The following is an 18,912-nucleotide window of genomic DNA, read 5'->3' on the forward strand; positions in this document are numbered from 1 at the left end:
ATCTGATAGGCATCGACCGTCAGCACGAACCGGTTGAATGGGGTCAGCACGACGCCCGCTGAATAGTTGACCGACTTTTCGGGCTTGAGCGGCGACGCGCCGAGCGCGATTGCAGCCGCTGAGTCGACCGGTAACGCCTTTACTGGCACCAGCGTAGTGACACCGTTGACCGGCGTCAGAATCGTGGACGACGATGAATAATGCTGTTGCTGAAGTGTCGGCGCGCGAAATCCGCTGCTCACCGTACCACGCAGCGCTACGCCGCGGACGGGTTCGAGCCGGATCGAGGCCTTGCCGATGTTGGTCGTGCCGAAATCGGAATAATCTTCATGGCGGCCTGCCAGCGCGACCTCGATGCCACGCACGATGGTCTGCTCGATATTAACATAGCCGCTCCAACTATGCCGTTTCCAAGCGCCAGCATTTTCCGGTGCAAAGCCGGTCACGCCCTGCGATCCGGATACGCGAAGCGCGCCGGCAAAGGGCTGGCCGACCGGTGCACGATATCCGCCATTCGCATAGGAAGCCGGCTCGCCCGCGTCTGTGGCATAGGTGTTCTGGCGATATTCCGCGCCGGCGGCGATGAAGAGTGGGCTTGCGAGCCCCACATCGAATTTCCGCGTTAGGTCAAGGTTGGTCGTCCATTCGCTGTTGCGGACGCGGCCGATATAGAAGCTCGTGGGGCTGAGTGGTCCGAGTGAAGCGTTCAGTGCGGTCGTCTCGTCATATTTGATTTTGTCCTCGGAATAGGTCGTGCCGAGATCGAAGTGGATTTGGGCTGGCCCGTCGCCGCGCACCCCGCCCGCGACCTGAAAGTCGGTGTCGTGAATGTGCAGATGGGGAATGTATCCGTCGGGGTAGATCTGGACGATATTGTTGTTGCTGTTGGGATTGCGAAAGGTGAGAAATGCGTCGGCGTCGCGCTTTGACGCGGTGCCGAAGCTGTAAAGTTCGACGTTCGCGCCGATCGGGATGGCCGTGTCATAGGCCAGGTTCACGCCCGAGACCTGGGGCTGCCCAGGTTTGTTGACATAGCGGTTAACGGTTGCCTCGCGCGGGTCGAGCTGTCCGCTAATCAGCGGATAGAAGACCGAGCTGTTGATCGTGCCGCGTTCGGTGCGGCCCTGGAGTACGCCATCGGCGGACAGATGGATATGGCCGCCATCGCCGATACTGAAGCCGAAATCGGCGAGCACGCGCGCATTCTCGCCGCCGCCGTCGCCGTTCGCACCGCCGGTGAAGCTGGCGCTACCCGATGCGTCGGTCTTTAGGATAACGTTGATGACGCCGGCAATCGCATCCGAGCCATATTGCGACGATGCACCGTCGCGCAGCACCTCGATATGATCGATCGCGCTGACCGGGATGAGATCGAGGTCCGGTGGTGACTGACCGTTCTGGGTAGTGCCGTTGACGAACAGGCCGGCGGTGTTGTGGCGGCGCTTGCCGTTGACCAGTACCAGCACCTGGTCGCCCGCAAGACCGCGCAGTGACAGCGTCTTGACGCCGTAGCTAGCGCCCGAGCCGCTGCTTGACACGCTGATCGAGGGGACGAGCGCGCCTAGCAGATCGCGCACCGATTGCTTGCCACTCGATTGCAGCTCGGTCTTGCCGAGCACATCAATCGGCGTGAGGCTAGCGGCGACGGTGCGACCCTTGTCGCGGGTGCCGGTGACGATGATGTCGGATGGTGGCGTGCTCGCGCCGTCGGCAGGGTCGGCCGGAACGGTCTGGGCATAGGCGGGAACGACGGCGAGAAGGCTTATCGAAGCCAGCAGCATGCAGGTCAGTTTCATCATGGTCCCCTTTGGTGATGGATGGTTTCAGACGCATCCCGGCGTTCGGTCAGCGTTTCGCGTCGCCGTTACGACTGCGATGAAGCTGACCAGAATGATTGCGATGACGTAGAAGGCCGGCATCAGCGCGTTGCCGGTGACAGCGATCAGACTGGTGATGACGAGCGGCGCGAAGCCGCCGAAGAGCGTCACCGAGAAATTGTAGCTGACTGCCAATCCCGTCCCGCGGGTACGCGGTGGGAACAGTTCGGCGAGGATCGCGGGCGTCGGGCCGAGCGTCGCGGCGATCAGAAACCCAACGATCACCTGGACGACCAGAAGCGTCGTCGTTGTCGGCCAGGCATTGAGCGCAAGGAAGATAGGGAACGAGGTAAGCCCAGCAACGGCTAGTGCGGTACCTAGCACGCGATAGCGCCCGATCCGGTCCGAGAGCAGGCCGAATATCGGTGCCATGACGGTCAGAATGATCCCGGTCGCCAGCGCACCGAGGAAGGACGATGTCATGGCGATATGCAACGTCTCGGTCGCATAGGTTGCCATGTAGAGCTTGTGGACATAGTTGAACGCGGTGACGCCTGCCACGATCGCAATGCCGAGCAGTAGGGCCCGTCGGTCGTCGGCCCAGACGCGCTTCAGCGCGTTTCCGGCTTTCGACTCCACCGACAGCGCGGCGAACTCGGGCGTCTCGTCGATGCCGCGGCGGATATAAAGCCCGACCGGCCCGATCAGCAGACCGACCCCGAACGCAATTCGCCAGCCCCAGGCATCGAGTTGCGCCGGGCTGAGGATATAGCTGAGCCACGCGCTCAACCCGGCTGCCAGGATCGTTGCCATGCCTTGGGTCGATGATTGCCAGCTGGCAAAGAACCCGCGACGCTTCGCGTCGGCATGCTCGACCATGAACGCGGTCGCCGCGCCGAATTCACCCCCCGCGGAAAATCCCTGCAACAACCGCGCGAACACCACGATCAGCGGCGAGAAGAGGCCAATTTGCGCATAGGTCGGCGCAAACACCAGAAGCGCGGTGCCGACCAGCATCAGGTTGATCGTAATCGTCAGCGCAGCCTTGCGGCCAGCCTTGTCGGCATAGGCGCCGAGGATGACCGCTCCGAACGGTCGCGCGACATAGGATACGCCGAACGTAGCGACGCTAAGCAGCAGCGAGGTTGTCGGATTAATTGCGGGGAAGAACGCCTTGCCTAGCGTCGCAGCAAAATAGCCGTAGATAAGCAGATCGTAGAATTCGAGTGCGTTGCCGACGCTGGCGGCGGCAATCGCGCGCCACGCATTCTGGCGATCTGGCTTAGGCAATGGGGTCGGCCGTCAGCGTTGCGGCGACGCCGCAGAGGATGTCGAGGCCGATCGCCAACGACGCCTCATCGAAATCGAAGGCTGCGTTGTGATGCCCGGCTGCGAGGTCCGACCCGATCCCGAAATAGACCGCCTTGCCGCCCTGCTCCTGTACCGCACGCATCATTTCGGCAGCATCCTCGCTGCCCTTGAACGGCGTCTGCGACACGACGCGCGTCACCTGCGATACCTGCGCAGCGACGGCGGCGACCACCGCGTCGAGATCGGGATCGCTGCTCGCCGGGCCGGAGCCGCCTGCGACCTCCATCGTGAGCTCGACGCCGTGCATGATTGCGGCACCCTCGATAATTCGTCGCGCGGCCTCGTTGATGTAGGCGAGCGATTCCGCATCCTCGGCGCGCAGTTCGATCGTCATGGTTGCCTCGGCGGGCACGGTATTGCGCGCATTGCCGCCAACCAGCGTGCCGATGTTGATCCGCGTGTCGCCCTTGCCGTGGCGTGGTATCGCCATCAGGTTCTGCGCCGCGACACATGCCGCTAGCAGCGCGTTGCGTCCCTCGTGCGGGGCGATCGCGGCATGCGCGCCGACGCCGTGGAAATGCACGTCAAGTTTGTCGCTTCCGAGGATTGTAGTGTAGCCGCTGACGACTTCTCCGGTGCGCGTTGCTTGGATGCCGATGTGACAGCCGACGAAATAGTCGACGCCGCCCAGCACCCCCGCCGCGACCATCGCCCGCGCCCCACGCAGACCCTCTTCGGCAGGCTGGAAGATCAGCCGGATCTCGCCTGCGAAATTACCGTCGATCGCGGCGATCGACCGCGCCAGCGCAAGTCCTAGCGACGTATGGCCGTCGTGCCCACAATTGTGATGTACGCCATGGTTCATCGAGACGAACCGCCGGGCGACTGGCACATGATCGGCGTTTTCCGATTCCGCGCCGCGATTAGCATCAAGGTCGAAGCGGAAGGCGACGACCGGTCCAGAGCGACGCCCTTTCCAGACTGCGACCAGCCCAGTGAAACCATCGCGGAACGTCTCGGCGAGATCGGCTTCCGCACCATTCTCGACGGCGCGGGCGAAGAAGAAATCGAAGTCGCTTTGCGGGGGTAGGCCGAGCCGCGCATCGGCGTCGATCACTGCGGCCCCGGCACGGATTTCCCAGCCCATCGTGCTCAGCGCGTCGTAGACCTTGGTCGCGGCATAGACCTCGCACCAGCCCGGTTCGGCATGGGCGTGCAGGTCCCGTCGATCCGCTATCATAGCCTCAAGTGAAGGCGCTACCGCGCCGCTCTGCGACATCTGCCTGTCCCCATACCCTATTTCGGTCATAATTAGGACAGAGCGAGACGTTGTCAACGCTTAAATCGGCCCTATTACGGACGGCACACTGGCGAGACAGTTCAAGGTAGTTAGGGAGAAGAGCGTTGATAGGTGTGGTCGGCCCCGACGACACGGTTTCGTTGATTGAGCAGATTGCCCACGAACTGGGGATCGGCGCGGTGCTGATGCCGGTGCGCTATAGTGCTCCAGAGGATACCGTGCGCGTGCTACGGACGATTTGGCCGGCCTGCGTCTCGGTGCTGTTCAGCGGACGTATGCCGTACCGGCTTGCCATGCTGGCCGGCTTTCCCGCGGACCGGCTCGATTATATCCCGCACGAGGGCACTGACCTGTTCCGCATCCTCGCGCTTGCTGCCTTGGAGACCGATCAGGTCGGCAGCCTGCCAAGCTTTAGCTTTGATACGATCCCCGAGCGCGACGTCGCCGAATCCTATCAGGAACTGGGGCTTCGCTCGGGCTTTCGCGTGATCCCACTAGAGAGCGACGATACCCCCCCACGGATCGATGCAGCGCGGATCGAGCAGGCCCATCGCGCGCTTGTCGAAAGCGGGGCCGCAGAGCGATGCGCTACCTGTATCCGCGACGTCTATGAACGGCTCATCGCGGCCGGGCTGCCGGCGATGCGTATCGACCATTCGCGCAATTCGGTGCGGCAGGCGTTGCTGCGATCGAAGTTGCGGCACGACCTCAACGAAGCAGAATCGTCGCAGATAGCCGCCTGCCTGATTTCGGGCGACATACCGGCATTATCGCTGGCGGCGACTGCAATCGAGAAGCTGACCGGAGGCCGACTGGTAGAGAGTGGCCTTGGCGAAGCGATGATCCTGACGACAAAGGGCGCGCTACACCGGACGATTCATCCGATCCTGCACCCGCTATCGGACGAAATACCGACGCTTGCGGTATCGGTCGGCGTCGGTATCAACGCCGACCAGGCCGAGGCGCTGGCGCGGGAGTCGAGCGAACGGCCGCCCTCGGACCATGACCGGGTGTTCGAGGTCGACAGCGCGGCGATGTTCTACCGAATCATCGACCGGAACGAGGCGCGAGATGCGCGGCAGGACGATCTCGAATTATCGCAAATGCTCGACGTACCGTCGACCGTGATCCACAAACTCGTCTCGGTTTTTCGAACCATCGACCCGAACGGCTTTACCGCGGTCGAGTTCGCGAGCGCCTATAATGTTCAACCGCGCAGCGCCCGACGCCTGCTCACGACGTTGAAGGACCGTGGCTTCGTTCAGGAGCAGGGGTCGCGCGCCAAGGACCGTGCGGGACGTCCACAGACGGTCTATCGCATGTTTTTGGACCGCTTCATTTCCCCAAATGCAAAGAGCTAGTCGTCTCAAAGCACTTTAAGTTACCGGTTAATTAAGAAATGGTAAGGTGATCGGCACCGGCAAGACCTGCTGCCCGGTCAGACGGCAGCCATCTCACCGCCGCTGTCCACGGCATGTTAAGCACTGTGTACAACCTGCTAACAATGCGATTGGCGTCGACTGCTTTTTCATTTCCGCGCGCCACGATTTTTAGGTGACCGTATGCGTTTTCTTCGGCTGATCACCGATGGTGAAGGAGAGATCGGCACACGGTGACGTTGCGACCGACCGTAAATCTCCCAAGCAGTTGGGATGAATGATCTGAACGCACTGTTTAACCCCAGTGAGGATCATTGTGGGAATGCTGCGGTGTCATAACCGGTCGGTTATGACACCACCACCCGGCCCCAGCTTTTCCAAGGGTTTGCAGGTGTCACAACCCCGTGCCAGAATGACGGCATGGAAATCGGCTATGCGCGCGTGTCCCGAGGCGACTCCCAAGACATAGACCCACAGCTTCGCGCGCTCCGCGATGCCGGGTGCGATCCTATATATCAGGAGGAGGCATCGGGCGGCCGAGCTGACCGCCCCGAGCTGGCGCGCGCGATCGGCGGCTTGCAGCCCGGCGACGTGTTCGTGGTTTGGAAGCTCGATCGGCTATCGCGCTCGCTTCGCGATCTACTGTTCACTCTTGAAGCGATCACCGCCGCTGGCGCGGGGTTCCGATCGGTGACGGAGGCGATCGACACCACTACCGCGCCAGGCCGGTTGATGACGCAGATGCTAGGCGCGTTCGCCGAGTTCGAGCGGGCTATGATCCGCGAGCGGACCATGAACGGGCTTGCCCACGCCCGTAAGGCGGGGCGGCATCTTGGGCGACGGCCAAGCCTTACCGCTCCCCAGCGCGCCGAAATCATCGCCAAAGCCGAATCCGGCCAAGGCTCCCCTGCCCAGCTCGCCAGCCTGTTCCGCGTGTCGCGCTCGACCGTGCAGCGCGTGTTGCGCGATCATCGGGCGCGCCAGGCAACAGGGTGATTGAGGCTGCCGTTCGGCAGCCGCGTCTTTGTCCCACCTACCCAACCCTGCGGGCGTGGCCTGACGGCCCCACCCTTGACACCTGCACCTTATATGGTGCATTGCACTTTATAAGGCACAGATGAGCACAAACCCGCCGCATAGAATCGAACTGGTGTTCTACCAGACCGACGCCGGCAACGTGCCGGTCAGGGATTGGTTGCTCGGGCTTGCGGAGGTCAATCGACGCGAGATCGGGCAGGACTTACAACGTGTTCAGTTTCGATGGCCGGTAGGTATGCCGCTGGTACGGCCGATGGGAAAGGGACTATTCGAGGTTCGCACGTCGTTACCGGACGGGACGATCGCGAGGGTGATGTTCTGCTTTCAGGCCGGCGAGCTGTATGCGCTGCATGGCTTCATCAAGAAGGCGAACAAGACGCCGGCATCGGATTTGGAACTCGCGCGCAAGCGCCAGAAGGAGGTCGAAAATGGCTGACAATAAGCACCGGGGTCCGACCCTCGACAGCTTCCTTGAGAACGAAGGCGTTCTTGGCGAGTTTCAGGCCAGGGCAATCAAGGAGGTCATCGCTTGGCAGCTCGCCGATGCGATGAAGGAGCGCAAGCTCAGCAAGAACCGCCTCGCCACGATGATGCACACCAGCCGCACCCAGGTTGATCGCGTTCTCGATCCCAAGGACGGCAATGTAACCATTGAGACGCTGCAACGGGCAGCCGCGGTTGTCGGTCGTCGCGTGCAGCTCGAACTCGTCTAGCCGACGGCACGTCACAGAGTCTGGCGCCTGCCGCTACGCGGCACCGCCGCTCTCAGTCGCTTCGCTCCCCAAGCCCGCGAGCGGTCTTGGCCCTGCCTGGTTCCGATCGACTGGCGAGGCGAGGATCCGCGTAGCGGATCGACGCCCTCAACCAACGCCATTGACCTAAACGCCTATGCCGTCCACACGTGAACGTGTTCACACGTTCACGTGTTCAGGGGTTCACATGAAGGTCATTACTGTCATCAGCCAAAAGGGCGGCGCGGGCAAAACGACCTTGGCGATCCACCTGGCAGCGGCCAGCGCGGGCGCAGGGCTTACGACCTTAATCCTCGACACCGATCCACAGGCGACAGCGAGCCACTGGAGCGAGTGGCGCGGATCGTCCGATTTGGAGGTGGTCGATTGCGCCTCCCCTCCCCTCTTGCCCCGCAAGCTCCAGCAAGCGGCCGAACTCGGTGCCGACTTGGTGGTGATCGACACGCCGCCCCACGCCGACATCATGGCGCGGGAAGCCTGCAAGGTCGCGGACCTGGTACTGATTCCCTGTCGTCCGCAAGCCTTTGACCTCAAAGCCGTCGAGATGACGGCCGAATTGGTGCAGGCAACCGGCAAACCCGCATTCGTGCTTTTCATGGGCGGCCCGCAGCGCGCTCCGACAACCTACCGCGATGCCCGCGAGCTGATCGAGGGCGGCGATGGCGTCGCCGGCATGGGCGTGGATGTTGCGCCCGTCATGCTCACCCAGCGGGCGATCTATCATCACAGTACGGCGCAGGGGAAAACCGCGATCGAACTGGAACCTGAGGGAAAGGCGGCGGAAGAGGTTGCCGCACTATGGAGATGGATAAGTGAACAGGTGAACGTGTCCACACGTTCACCTGTAAGCAGGAAAAAGCGGGGCGCGGCATGAGCAAGTTCGGCGCAATGAAGCAGCAGCGGGCGGAGAAGGCTGGCGCGATCGGCGACAGCCCCGACCCGACGACTGCGACGCCCACCACCCGCGCGCAGACCCGGCAGGGAAAGAAGGCGGTGAGCGCCTATTTCAGCCCCGAGGTCAGTCGCGGTCTGAACATGCTGGCGGCCGAGCAGGGAACGACGTTGCAGGCGCTCCTTGGCGAAGCCATTGACCTACTCATGCGCCAACACGGCAAGCACCCGTTCGGCGAGCGATAGCTGTCCACGTGTGAATATGTGAATGTGTGAACACAAAGATTAGGAGCGATGGGGGTGGCAAGATCGACGAACGCCAAGAAACCAACCGGCCCGGCGGAAGAGGTTGAACAACCGATGCTGCCGATCGAAGCGCCGCGCCGCCAGCGCAATCGTATCGGCAAAAAAACGATTGCCGGTAAGTTCGACCCGGCCATTGCGAGAGCGTTTGCGATCCTTGCCGTCAAGGAAGACACAACAATCGAGGCGATGCTAACCGAGGCGGTTTTGGATATTCTCCAAAAATACAAGCAGCCTATCGAAAGGTGAACACGTTCACACGATGGACTGTGAACGTGTGAACACGTAAGCTACTTACGACGCTAAATAGAAGCGGCTTCCCAGCATCCCGATAATCTGACAAGTTTGAGCGTCGGCGGACTCGTTCGCCGATTCGTCGTGGCGATCTTAGCGGCTGGCACCGCTAGGACCAAAACGACGAAAGCCCGGCTTGGCGGCCGGGCTCTCGGAAAGTCTGATGGGCGGGAGTCGCCCGGTCTCTATCGCAAGGACCAAACTCCCGCAGATCGGACGTGAAGTCAACTCGAAAACGCTGTTTTCGAGAACGGGAGAGCTTGTCCATGAGGGATTGCCGCCAGCAGCCGGGCCTACCGATCGACGGGAGGTTCCATGCAAACTGTGTTCGAGGCCTTGGGAGGGGCGAAAGGTAGGCGGCCAGGCCGTCAGACCGGCCAGCGGGTCCATCGCTACAGCCGCACCGAGGAGGGCCGGGAAGGGCGGTTCTGGCAGCCGTTCAGTCCCAAGAACGTCGCTCGCTTCATGCAGGCGGCCGAGAAATATGACCGACTGAAACGGCTTGCCCATCGGCGCGACCGCAACAACCGCGAGAACGGCGCGATCGGCCATGTCGGGCTTGAGGTGTTGCGCGAGCTGCTACGCCTGATTGACTACAAGACCGGCCGGCTTGATCCGGCGATTGCGACGCTGGCGCTTCGCATCGGTCGCTCAATCGCGGCCGTGGTGGACGCGCTCAAGCGGCTCAAGGCGCATGGCTTCCTCGACTGGTTGCGCCGCTATGTGCCGACCGGCAATGCAGGGATGCGCGGCCCCCAGGTCAAACAGACCTCGAACGCCTACCGCTTGATGCTTCCGCCGCAGGTGGAACGCGGCATGACCGCACCACCACCAGAGGACGACAGCGACCGGCGGCGAGCAGCGGCCGAGGAAGACAGGGCGATGATCGCCAGGCTCCCGCTCGACGAGCAGCCTGCCCAGCTTATCGACGATCCCGGCCTCGCTGCGATCCTTGCCCGCCTCGGGCGTGGAATCATGGACCAGGAACGTGATTCAGAGAGGCAGAATGAATCCAGCCAGAGTTAGAAATATACAAGCGGAATTAGCCTGACGGCCAATACGTAATTTGTTTCGTGCCGCCTACGGCGTCACCAGGCGGCCTACCGGCCGCAGGCTATCGGGAAGAAGGTAGGCGGATGGCGTCCGAATTGCGTCCCAGGGACCGTCAGGAGTGCCGTGAGGGCAGGGCAGGAGCCTTCGACCTATTCATGTTGCCCATCGCGTCGAACGTCATCAGCGGGGCTTAAATCAGCCCGTTGGTTTGCGGCCGAACGAGCCACCCGATCGTTCACGCCGGGTCGAACCGCCCGGCGAACTCTCGATCGTCGTAGTAGCGCAGCTTGGCGGCGATGATCGGGCGCTGCCCGGCGAGGAACAGTAGCTGGCGATCGGGGCGGAGTGTGCGGACTTCATCGGGGGTGAGCAGGGCGCGGCCGACATGCTGTTGTCCGTAGGATAGGCCGCTTTCCTCCGCGTCGATCGCGCGGCTCATAGTCTCGAACACGACGGTTTCCTGCCCCGCCAGATCGGAGACGAGCTTGGCGCTGTCCTGATCGTTGACCCCGAACACCTGGAGGACGCCGGCATTGGACAGGAACGTGCCTGCGCGCTGGCCGTAGAGCGCGCGGAGCTGGTGAACGTCCTGCAGGATCGGCCAGAGCTGGACGCCGTACCCTGCCATCAACCCCATCGCGCGTTCGACCGGTTCGAGGCGGCCGAGCGCCGCGAACTCGTCGAGCAGGAACAGCACCGGCCAAGGCGGGCGACCCGGCGCGCGCGCCAGCTCGGTCAGGGCTTGCGCCACCATCAGCCGCAGCCAGCGGGCATAGCTGGCAAGCCGATCGGGCGGCAGCACCAGGAACACCGTTGCCGGCGCATCCTTCAATCCGGCGAACGTAAAATCCGAGCGTCCCAACACCGTCGCCATGCGCGGGGAATCGAGGAAGTGGGTATGGCGTTGCGCGGCCGACAGCACGCCGGCGGCTTCGCGATCGGATTTGCCGAGCTGACGGTTGGCGGCGCGCGCGACCAGGCCACCTTGCGCCTGCATCGCGGCGAGCTGCGATGCCAGTGCGGCCGGGGCGAGCGTCAGCCGGTCGCGCAGCGTGTCCAGGGTGCGCGTTGCGGGCGGTTCGCTGGTGACGACGTGAAGCAGGATGCCGGCGATCAGCGCCTTGGCTTCCTCGTTCCAGTGCGCGTCGCCGGCTTCGCCGGGCGCGTCGTGGACCAGCGCGTCGGCGAGCGTCATGCAGTCGTCGGCGAGATCGAGGCCGTGCGGGTCGATGCGATCGAGCGGATTGAACGCGGCCGAGGGGAGGCCGGTGACGCCGAACGGATCGAGGACATGGACCGCGCCGAACCGGCCGCGCTGACGCGCGGCGATGCGGGCGTTCTCGCCCTTGGGGTCGATGCAGACGACAGCGAACGGATATTCGAGCAGATTGGGGATGATCGTGCCGACGCCCTTGCCGGTGCGGGTGGGCGCGATCGTCAGCAGATGGGCCGGCCCTGCATAGCGCATCGGCTTGCCGGTTTTCACGTGGCGGCCGATGAGCAGCCCGTGATCGTCGTTGAGCGCCTGGGCTTCCCCGGCGGTGGCGAAGCGGGCGGAACCGTGCGTATCGGCGGTGGCGGCCGAATGGCCGTAGCGCAGGATCAGCGGCTGGAAGAGCGCCCGCAGCGGCACGAGGAGGATCGCAAGCCAGACCAGCACCGTGACGATCGCAACGAGCGTGGGATAGCGGAGAAGTCCGAAATACCACATCAGCCCGTCCGAGCCGAGGATCAGGACGACGCCCACGGCGATCGTCAGGACCAGGACGCCGAACAGGTGGCGGGCGAAGCGGAACGGGGCGAACACGAGGCCCTGGACCGCCCAGACGGGGTTCTGTCTCGCGATGCGGGCCAGGTTGCGTGACGCCCGGCCGAGCTGGCGGAACCACTCGATCACTGTCCGCGAGCCGCCCTCACGGCTTCGTTGAGGCTGGCGAAATATTCCTGCACCGGTTCGCTGGCCGGCAAGGAGCGGGCGTGCGTCAGCAGCGCCTCGATATGGTCTGTGTCCGATAACTCGCCGGCCACATAGCGCCGGTTCAACGCTTCTGCTTCGGGCGTGATTTGACCGCCGGACAGTTCGACGCTTCCACGACCGAAATCGACCGCACGTTGGCGGCAAGCACGCTCGCTGTCGGATAAGTTAGGCATCGTAATCGCTCCCTTCTGCTTCCGCATCGAACGCGCGTTTTCCGCGTCTTTTCCACAGCGCCAGCGTGTCGTCCGCATCATCGCCGCGCGCGCGTCCGGCGAGATCGAGCAGCGCGCCATAGAGCGTGGCGCGATCGTCGTCGGTCAGCTCAACCAGCCCGGTCTTTTGGACGAGGCCACCCAGCTCGATCAGATGGCGTGTTCGTTCGCGGCGTTGCATGACCCAGCCCCGCGTGTCGTTACGCCGTTCCGCCGCTTCCGCTCGCAGCACCGCCACCCGATTCAGCTTGAGCGCCCGATCCGTCGATTGGAGCAGCGCCGCCACCTTTTCTCCCGCGCCGCTGAAAGAACGCCGCGCCCTTCGACCGCCACGCCTCCTTCGCGCTCGCATCCTTTGATCCGATCGCATCGAGCAGGACACCGGCGAGGGTTTCCGCATCGAGCGCATCTGCCCCAGTCGCGGTGACAAGCTGGCCTAGCTGTTCGACCCGCTTGGCCTTGAGCGTGCGAGCTTTGTCACCCAGCGCCTTCAGCTCGGCATCGTAATCGCGAACTTTCCGCATCGTACTTGCCCTTCCGCGTATCCCTAGTCAGCATATTAGCGCGCTCAACAACGTCAGTAAAATCCAACGGTCGTAAATCCCACACGGTCAATCACGAGAAGCGAAGCGGATTGTGAGTGCGCGCTTATACGTCGTTGCCGACGTACGCTCAGAAGTGCAATAAGCAAGGCGTCATGGCGATCTACCATTTCTCCGCCAAGGTTGTGAGCCGCGCGAACGGATCGAGCGCCGTCGCGAGCGCCGCCTATCGTTCCGCGTCCGAGCTGCATGATGACCTGCTAGAACGCGATCACGATTTCTCAAACAAGGCCGGCGTGATCCACTCGGAGGTGATGTTGCCGGAGGGCGCGCCAGCGCGTTTAAACGACCGCGCGATCCTGTGGAACGAGGTGGAGGCTGGTGAGAAGCGTAGGGATGCCCAGCTTGCCCGGGAGGTGGAGTTCTCGATCCCGCGCGAGATGAATGAGAAGCAGGGCGTTCAGCTTGCCCGCGACTTCGTGCAGACGCAGTTTGTGACACGCGGAATGGTCGCGGACCTGAATGTGCATTGGGACTTGGGCGTTGACGGCAGCCCGAAGCCGCACGCGCATGTCATGCTGGCGATGCGCGATGTTGGGCCGGAGGGGTTCGGGAAGAAGAACCGCGACTGGAACAGCACCGAGTTGTTGAAGGACTGGCGCGAGGCATGGAGCGCGCACGTCAACGAACGGATGGCCGAGCTGGGACTTGAGGGCCGGATCGACCATCGCAGCTACGAAGCGCAGGGGATCGAGCTGGAGCCGCAACACAAGATCGGCCCGGCCGCGTCGCGGCGTCCAAGCCAAGGGCTTGAAGCGGAGCGGATCGAGGATCACGTGCGCATCGCCCGGGAGAACGGCGAGAAGATCATCGCCAATCCCGATATCGCACTGGACGCTATTACGCGCAGCCAGGCGACGTTCACCACCCGCGACCTTGCAACGTTCGCGTTCCGGCATAGCGACGGCAAGGAGCAGTTCGACCAGGTGATGGGCGCGGTGCGCGGCAGCCCCGAGCTGGTCGCATTGGGGAAGGACGGCCGCGACCAGGAGCGGTTCACGTCGCGTGATATGATCGCCGTGGAGAACCGGCTTGAGCGCGCCAGCGACGAGCTTGCCGGAGCCGATCAGCACTTTGTCGCTGGCACGCATGTTTATCGTGCGTTGGAGGCGGCCGAGGGCAGAGGGCTTACCCTGTCTCGTGAGCAGCGAGACGCGCTCGGCAGGATCACCGGCAGCGACGGGCTGGCGTCCGTCGTCGGCTATGCCGGCAGCGGCAAGTCGGCGATGCTGGGCGTCGCCCGCGAGGCATGGGAGGATGCCGGCTACACCGTGCGCGGCGCGGCGTTGTCGGGCATCGCGGCCGAGAATCTTGAAGGCGGGGCCGGCATCTGGAGCCGCACCATCGCCAGCCTTGAACACGCATGGGGGCAGGGGCGCGAGCAGCTTGGTCCCAAGGACGTGTTGGTGGTGGACGAGGCAGGCATGATCGGCTCGCGTACACTGGAGCGGGTGCTGTCCCAGGCGCGCGATGCCGGGGCCAAGGTCGTCATGGTGGGCGACCCCGAGCAGTTGCAGGCGATCGAGGCGGGCGCGGCCTTCCGAAGCGTCGCCGAGCGCCACGGCGCGGCCGAGATCACCGAGATTCGCCGGCAGCGCGAGGACTGGCAGCGGGACGCGACCCGCCAGCTCGCGACCGGGCGCACCGGCGAGGCGATCCACGCCTACGACCAGGGCGGCATGGTCCACGCGGCCGACACGCGCGAGGCTGCGCGTGGCGCGCTGGTGGACGGGTGGGATCGCGCGCGCCAGGCTGACCCGGATAAATCCCGGATCATTCTCACCCACACCAACGCCGAGGTGCAAAGCCTCAATGGCGAGGCGCGCGACCGGTTGCGCGCAAGCGGCGACCTTGGTGACGACGTGACGTTCAAGGCCGAGCGCGGCGAGCGGCAGTTCGCGGCCGGCGACCGCATCATGTTCCTTCGCAACGAGCGCGGCATGGGGGTCAAGAACGGCACGTTGGCGACGATCGAGCGGGTATCGCCCGAGGGCATGGCGGTGCGCCTCGATGACGAGCGCGGGATCGCGTTCGACACCAAGGATTACGCCCATGTCGATCATGGCTATGCGGCGACGTTCCACAAATCTCAGGGCGTGACGGTCGATCGCGCGCACATCCTCGCCACCCCCGGCATGGATCGCCACAGCGCCTATGTTGGCATGTCGCGGCACCGTGACGACGTGCAGCTCCATTATGGCCGCGACGACTTCGCCGATCAGCGCCAGCTCGTCCGCGCCCTGTCGCGTGAGCGCGGCAAGGACATGGCCGGCGACTATGAGCGCCCCGAACAGGACCAAGCGCGCGCGTTCGCCGATCGGCGCGAGATCCGGTTCCCGGAACGCGCACGCCAAGTGGTCGAAAAGGTCCGGGACAAGGCCAGGGGCATGTTCGACGGGTTCCGGCCGAAGCCAGCGACTGAGAAGGCGGCGTCGCCCGAGCGCGTCGCGGCCGATCGGCCGCTCGCACCGTCGCAGGCCCGTGCAATCGAACGCTATGGCCGTGCCGCAGCCGATATAGACCGGATGTTGGAGAAGGGGTTGCCGGTGCTGGCGCACCAGGAACAGGCGCTGACGAAGGCCAGTGACGCCCTCGACCAGGTGCGGCCGCATGGCGCGCGCGACTTTGCCTCCGCGTTATCTCGTAACCCGCAGCTCGGCGTGCAAGCGGCCGAAGGCAATACGGCGCGCGCGATCAAGGCGATGGAAACGGAGCGCCAGGTCCGCCTCGACCCGGAGAAACGCGCCGGGCGGTTCGTGGAGCAGTGGCAGGGTATGAAGGAGGCGCAGGCCAGCATGGAGCGTGCCGGCGACCATGCGGGCGCGGAAAAGATCGGTAAGCGCATGGCGGGCATCGCGGGCGGCTTGCACCGTGACCCGCAGCTCGAATCCGTGTTGCGTGCCCGTGCCCCGGAGCTGGCGTTGAGCCTGGAGCGGGGCCGATCGATCGGGCAGGAATTGGCGCAGTCGGTCACCATCAGTCGCGATCGTGATCGTGATCGCGGCATGAGCCGGTAAAGGAAGGCGATGCAGAACGACGATATTCAGGAAGGCGGCGATCCGGCGGAGGCGTTCGATCGGTTGCGCGCCGCAATTGAAGGCCAGGACCGCGAGTTGGCGTTGCTGCGCCGTGCGGTGGAAGGTCTGGCGGCCGAGCGCGGCACGATTGACGTGCCCGACTATACCGAGACGCTTGGGGTGCTCCAGCAGGACGTAAACACCGCGACCGGCCGGATCACTGCGATCGGCCAGATACTGGCCCAGGCTCCGGCGCTGGCGATGACGCCCGAACAGATGGCGCAGCGGATCGCCGCAGCCGGGAGCGCCGCCCGGCGCGAGGATCAGGCTGCGCTCGCCAAGGCCGGCGAGGACAAGGCGCGCGTCATGGCTGACCTTCGCGCCATCGCCGGGTCTGCATGGACACGGGCCGACCAGAAGAACCGGCAGCTATGGTTCGGGCTGGGCGGGGCGGCGATCGGCATTTTTGCATGGGCGATCTTGCCCGGCCTTGTCGCGCGCGAGGTTGCGCCGACGAGCTGGCAATGGCCCGAGCGCATGGCGGCGCGGACAGTCAATCTGCCAATGTGGCAGGCGGGCGGGCAGCTCCTCGCGACCGCAGACCCCGCTACCTATCGGGCGATCGTTGGAGCCGACAGGATCGTGACGGCCAACCGCGAAGCGATCGAGGGGTGTAGCAAGGCCGCAGCCCGAAAGCGCGAGACGGTGCGATGTACGATCAAGGTCGAGTCGGAGAAGAAGCGGTAGCTTTACGGTAGCGAGCGTGGGTGTCGTATAGGCGAGATAATATAAGTAGTCAGTTTCGGTAAACCGCTCTACCGATTTTCGGGAAGCAATCCTGGCTTAGTTAAGGTATCTGGATCAAGCAGCCGCTCAAGCTGGTGCCTTGAAAGGAGCTGCTTCCGAAGCACCAGATTTAACACGGTCTCACCGCTAGCCAAAGCTTCGTGGGCTATGTCAGTGGCTTTGGCATATCCGATAAATGGATTAAGCGCGGTTGCGATGCCAATTGATCGGGAAACGTTGCTTTGAAGCTGATCCGCGTTGGCTGTGATCCCACTCACACATCGCGTTGCGAGGACTGTGCAACCGGCCTGGAGGTGCCTCACACTTTTAAATATGCTATGGGCGATGATCGGCTCGAAAGCGTTCAATTGAAGCTGTCCGGCCTCCGCAGCAAAGCTCACTGTAACGTCGTTGCCGATGACCTCGAAAGCGATCTGATTGACGACTTCTGGGATCACCGGATTGACCTTTCCGGGCATGATACTTGATCCTGCCTGCATTGGTGGAAGATTTATTTCACAAAATCCGGTCCTTGGTCCTGAGGATAAAAGTCGCAGGTCGTTGCATATTTTCGATATCTTTATTGCGACACGCTTCAGTACTCCCGAAAGGTGCACAAAGCTTCCGCAATCCTGCGTCGCCGCAATAAGGTTTTGCGCCGTGGTAAACGGTATGCCGGTCATCTGGCGCAGTTTTGCACACACGATGAAAGCATAATCTCGATGGGAGTTAATGCCAGTTCCGATTGCTGTCGCACCGAGGTTGATTTCGCACATCAGAAGCAATGCGTCCTGTAGCCGCTCCTCATCCTCTCCAATCATGACAGCGTAGGTGGAAAACTCCTGCCCAAGGGTCATCGGGACAGCGTCTTGAAGCTGAGTTCGGCCGACTTTGAGCAAGCCCGCAAACTCTTCGGCCTTTTGTTCGAACTCGCGACGCAAGGCGCTCATGGCGACAATCAACGCGGATACGCCCCTATATGCTGCGAGGCGAAGGGCCGTCGGGTACACGTCGTTCGTGCTCTGGCTCATGTTGACGTGCTCGTTCGGATGCAAACGACCGTAGTCGCCCCGCGGATGGCCGAGAATCTCCAGCGCCCTGTTAGCTATGACCTCGTTTGCATTCATGTTGGTCGAGGTGCCAGCGCCGCCCTGAATCACGTCGACTACAAAATGATTGTGGAGCGCTCCGCCCTTCACTTCCTCACATGCCTGAACAATGACGTCCGTGCGTTCTTCGTCCAAGAGACCAAGGTCGAGGTTCGTCAATGCAGCGGCGGCTTTTATCGTTGCCAAAGCCACGATGAGATCGGGATAACATCCAATAGTCTCCCCGCTTATCGGGAAGTTTTCGACAGCCCTGAGCGTGTGGATGCCAAAGTAGGCGTCGAATGGCACTTGACGATTTCCTAAGAGATCGTGCTCAGAGCGAAATGGCGGGTCCGCTGATTCGTGGTCCAGTCGTAGAATCTCGTTCATTTCTGGACCACCATCTTTGCGTACCGAGCCATCCTGACCGCAGTGTTTCAAATCAGAACGTCAGGCTCAGCTTGCCGTAATAGAAGCCACCGCTGATCCCATAGGGCGAGAACGGGTTGTAATAGGCAAAGCCCGCAGTGCCCTGATTGACCGCCTTCAAGATCGATGGATAGACGTCGAACAGATTATTCGCGCCTGCGCTCACCTTCACGCCGCGCGCGACCTTCACGCCCACCTCAATATCAGTGATAACTTTGGGCGCGATCCTGTCGTCATTCGCCTCGATCGTTGAGGTAAGATAGGTCGCGCCATACCGTGTGCCGCGCAGGTTGATTGAGGCGATGCCCTTTTCCCAAAATATGTTGGCGACCACCTTGTCGCGTGGGCTGCCGCGCGTCAGGTCGCCTTGGCGGACGCGGTCGATCAGCACCAGCCCGGCATTGGCGAGCGGGGTCGGCGGCAGGTCGATATGCGTGAAGACCGTCTTGTTGAGATTGCCCGACAGCGAAATCACGCCCCGGCCCCAGGAGCCGAGATCGGCGCGATAGGTGGCAACCACGTCGAGACCGCGCGTCCGCGTGGCGGCGGCGTTCGAGAAGTAAAAGCCCGCCGTCGATGAGGTAATCCCCGCTGCCGCAAGCGCCGCGTTCACTGCGGTGCCCTGCAACGTGCCGCTGAGCAGGATGCGATCGTCGATCTTG

19 protein-coding genes are annotated in these 18,912 nt (G+C 63.0%); 10 read left to right on the forward strand and 9 right to left on the reverse strand.

All coding sequences use genetic code 11. The features are described from left to right. From ACVWYO_RS24695 to ACVWYO_RS24705, 3 genes are all read right to left on the reverse strand, one after another. On the reverse strand, positions 1-1,799 hold a 1,799-nt coding region (locus tag ACVWYO_RS24695; protein WP_457355759.1), incomplete at its 3' end, for a TonB-dependent receptor plug domain-containing protein. A 24-nt stretch (positions 1,800-1,823) separates the two neighbouring features. Further along, the gene (locus tag ACVWYO_RS24700) at positions 1,824-3,107 is read right to left on the reverse strand and encodes an MFS transporter (RefSeq protein ID WP_457355761.1); all 1,284 of its coding nucleotides are present in this window, start codon (positions 3,105-3,107) and stop codon (positions 1,824-1,826) included. Continuing rightward, positions 3,100-4,368, reverse strand: coding sequence for an amidohydrolase (locus ACVWYO_RS24705; RefSeq protein ID WP_457355763.1), 1,269 nt, complete (start codon positions 4,366-4,368; stop codon positions 3,100-3,102). Before ACVWYO_RS24705 ends, ACVWYO_RS24700 begins: the two co-directional genes overlap by 8 nt. Positions 4,369-4,532: 164 nt before the next feature. Between ACVWYO_RS24705 and ACVWYO_RS24710 the strand changes: the two genes are divergently transcribed. From ACVWYO_RS24710 to ACVWYO_RS24745, 8 genes are all read left to right on the forward strand, one after another. Continuing rightward, positions 4,533-5,789, forward strand: a complete 1,257-nt coding sequence (locus ACVWYO_RS24710) for a hypothetical protein (RefSeq protein WP_457355765.1) — start codon at positions 4,533-4,535, stop codon at positions 5,787-5,789. Positions 5,790-6,227: 438 nt separating this feature from the next. Next, a complete protein-coding gene (locus ACVWYO_RS24715; protein ID WP_457355767.1) occupies positions 6,228-6,803 on the forward strand; it encodes a recombinase family protein in 576 nt (191 codons plus the stop codon). 154 nt (positions 6,804-6,957) lie between these two features. Continuing rightward, a complete protein-coding gene (locus ACVWYO_RS24720; protein ID WP_010189088.1) occupies positions 6,958-7,281 on the forward strand; it encodes a type II toxin-antitoxin system RelE/ParE family toxin in 324 nt (107 codons plus the stop codon). Continuing rightward, on the forward strand, positions 7,274-7,558 hold the full coding sequence (locus ACVWYO_RS24725; RefSeq protein WP_010189087.1) for an XRE family transcriptional regulator: 285 nt from the start codon (positions 7,274-7,276) through the stop codon (positions 7,556-7,558). The genes ACVWYO_RS24720 and ACVWYO_RS24725 overlap by 8 nt, the downstream gene beginning before the upstream one ends. Positions 7,559-7,784: 226 nt before the next feature. Next, complete coding sequence (gene parA, locus ACVWYO_RS24730) at positions 7,785-8,471, forward strand: ParA family partition ATPase (protein ID WP_457355770.1); 687 nt, start codon at positions 7,785-7,787, stop codon at positions 8,469-8,471. Then, on the forward strand, positions 8,468-8,734 hold the full coding sequence (locus ACVWYO_RS24735; RefSeq protein WP_327754370.1) for a ribbon-helix-helix domain-containing protein: 267 nt from the start codon (positions 8,468-8,470) through the stop codon (positions 8,732-8,734). The genes parA and ACVWYO_RS24735 overlap by 4 nt, the downstream gene beginning before the upstream one ends. A gap of 54 nt (positions 8,735-8,788) precedes the next feature. Beyond that, positions 8,789-9,040, forward strand: coding sequence for a ribbon-helix-helix domain-containing protein (locus ACVWYO_RS24740; protein ID WP_352000222.1), 252 nt, complete (start codon positions 8,789-8,791; stop codon positions 9,038-9,040). Between the two features lie 360 nt (positions 9,041-9,400). Next, positions 9,401-10,111: a replication protein A gene (locus ACVWYO_RS24745; RefSeq protein ID WP_457355773.1), complete on the forward strand. Its 711-nt coding sequence runs from the start codon at positions 9,401-9,403 to the stop codon at positions 10,109-10,111. Positions 10,112-10,373: 262 nt separating this feature from the next. On the opposite strand, the gene ACVWYO_RS24750 is transcribed toward ACVWYO_RS24745, so the two are convergent. Genes ACVWYO_RS24750 through ACVWYO_RS24765 form a run of 4 tightly spaced genes read right to left on the reverse strand, consistent with a single transcriptional unit; the run spans position 10,374 to position 12,852 of the window. Continuing rightward, positions 10,374-12,032: a type IV secretory system conjugative DNA transfer family protein gene (locus tag ACVWYO_RS24750; protein ID WP_457355789.1), complete on the reverse strand. Its 1,659-nt coding sequence runs from the start codon at positions 12,030-12,032 to the stop codon at positions 10,374-10,376. Further along, positions 12,032-12,289: an antitoxin VbhA family protein gene (locus tag ACVWYO_RS24755; RefSeq protein WP_457355775.1), complete on the reverse strand. Its 258-nt coding sequence runs from the start codon at positions 12,287-12,289 to the stop codon at positions 12,032-12,034. Before ACVWYO_RS24755 ends, ACVWYO_RS24750 begins: the two co-directional genes overlap by 1 nt. Then, entirely contained in the window at positions 12,282-12,509 is a 228-nt protein-coding gene (locus ACVWYO_RS24760) for a conjugal transfer protein TraD (RefSeq protein WP_457355777.1), read from the reverse strand. The genes ACVWYO_RS24755 and ACVWYO_RS24760 overlap by 8 nt, the downstream gene beginning before the upstream one ends. Before the next feature lie 19 nt (positions 12,510-12,528). After that, positions 12,529-12,852, reverse strand: coding sequence for a conjugal transfer protein TraD (locus ACVWYO_RS24765; protein ID WP_457355779.1), 324 nt, complete (start codon positions 12,850-12,852; stop codon positions 12,529-12,531). Positions 12,853-13,025: 173 nt separating this feature from the next. On the opposite strand from ACVWYO_RS24765, the gene traA reads away from it, so the two are divergent. Further along, positions 13,026-15,947, forward strand: coding sequence for a Ti-type conjugative transfer relaxase TraA (gene traA / locus ACVWYO_RS24770; RefSeq protein WP_457355781.1), 2,922 nt, complete (start codon positions 13,026-13,028; stop codon positions 15,945-15,947). A 9-nt stretch (positions 15,948-15,956) separates the two neighbouring features. Further along, positions 15,957-16,694 (forward strand): DUF6118 family protein, encoded by a 738-nt coding sequence (locus ACVWYO_RS24775; RefSeq protein WP_457355783.1) that lies wholly within the window; start codon positions 15,957-15,959, stop codon positions 16,692-16,694. Between the two features lie 68 nt (positions 16,695-16,762). On the opposite strand, the gene ACVWYO_RS24780 is transcribed toward ACVWYO_RS24775, so the two are convergent. Then, the gene (locus tag ACVWYO_RS24780) at positions 16,763-18,211 is read right to left on the reverse strand and encodes an aspartate ammonia-lyase (RefSeq protein WP_457355785.1); all 1,449 of its coding nucleotides are present in this window, start codon (positions 18,209-18,211) and stop codon (positions 16,763-16,765) included. A gap of 52 nt (positions 18,212-18,263) precedes the next feature. Next, the coding region (locus tag ACVWYO_RS24785; protein ID WP_457355787.1) for a TonB-dependent receptor domain-containing protein at positions 18,264-18,912 on the reverse strand (649 nt) is incomplete at its 5' end.

It is taken from the genome of Sphingomonas sp. UYP23 (assembly GCF_054059235.1).

Excerpts from the sequence above, each read along its gene's own strand:
- ACVWYO_RS24705 (WP_457355763.1), bottom strand. The coding sequence starts at position 4,368 with ATGATAGCGGATCGACGGGACCTGCACGCCCATGCCGAACCGGGCTGG.
- ACVWYO_RS24715 (WP_457355767.1), top strand. The coding sequence starts at position 6,228 with ATGGAAATCGGCTATGCGCGCGTGTCCCGAGGCGACTCCCAAGACATA.
- ACVWYO_RS24725 (WP_010189087.1), top strand. The coding sequence starts at position 7,274 with ATGGCTGACAATAAGCACCGGGGTCCGACCCTCGACAGCTTCCTTGAG.
- parA (WP_457355770.1), top strand. The coding sequence starts at position 7,785 with ATGAAGGTCATTACTGTCATCAGCCAAAAGGGCGGCGCGGGCAAAACG.
- ACVWYO_RS24735 (WP_327754370.1), top strand. The coding sequence starts at position 8,468 with ATGAGCAAGTTCGGCGCAATGAAGCAGCAGCGGGCGGAGAAGGCTGGC.
- ACVWYO_RS24745 (WP_457355773.1), top strand. The coding sequence starts at position 9,401 with ATGCAAACTGTGTTCGAGGCCTTGGGAGGGGCGAAAGGTAGGCGGCCA.
- ACVWYO_RS24755 (WP_457355775.1), bottom strand. The coding sequence starts at position 12,289 with ATGCCTAACTTATCCGACAGCGAGCGTGCTTGCCGCCAACGTGCGGTC.
- ACVWYO_RS24760 (WP_457355777.1), bottom strand. The coding sequence starts at position 12,509 with ATGCAACGCCGCGAACGAACACGCCATCTGATCGAGCTGGGTGGCCTC.
- ACVWYO_RS24765 (WP_457355779.1), bottom strand. The coding sequence starts at position 12,852 with ATGCGGAAAGTTCGCGATTACGATGCCGAGCTGAAGGCGCTGGGTGAC.
- traA (WP_457355781.1), top strand. The coding sequence starts at position 13,026 with ATGGCGATCTACCATTTCTCCGCCAAGGTTGTGAGCCGCGCGAACGGA.
- ACVWYO_RS24775 (WP_457355783.1), top strand. The coding sequence starts at position 15,957 with ATGCAGAACGACGATATTCAGGAAGGCGGCGATCCGGCGGAGGCGTTC.
- ACVWYO_RS24780 (WP_457355785.1), bottom strand. The coding sequence starts at position 18,211 with ATGAACGAGATTCTACGACTGGACCACGAATCAGCGGACCCGCCATTT.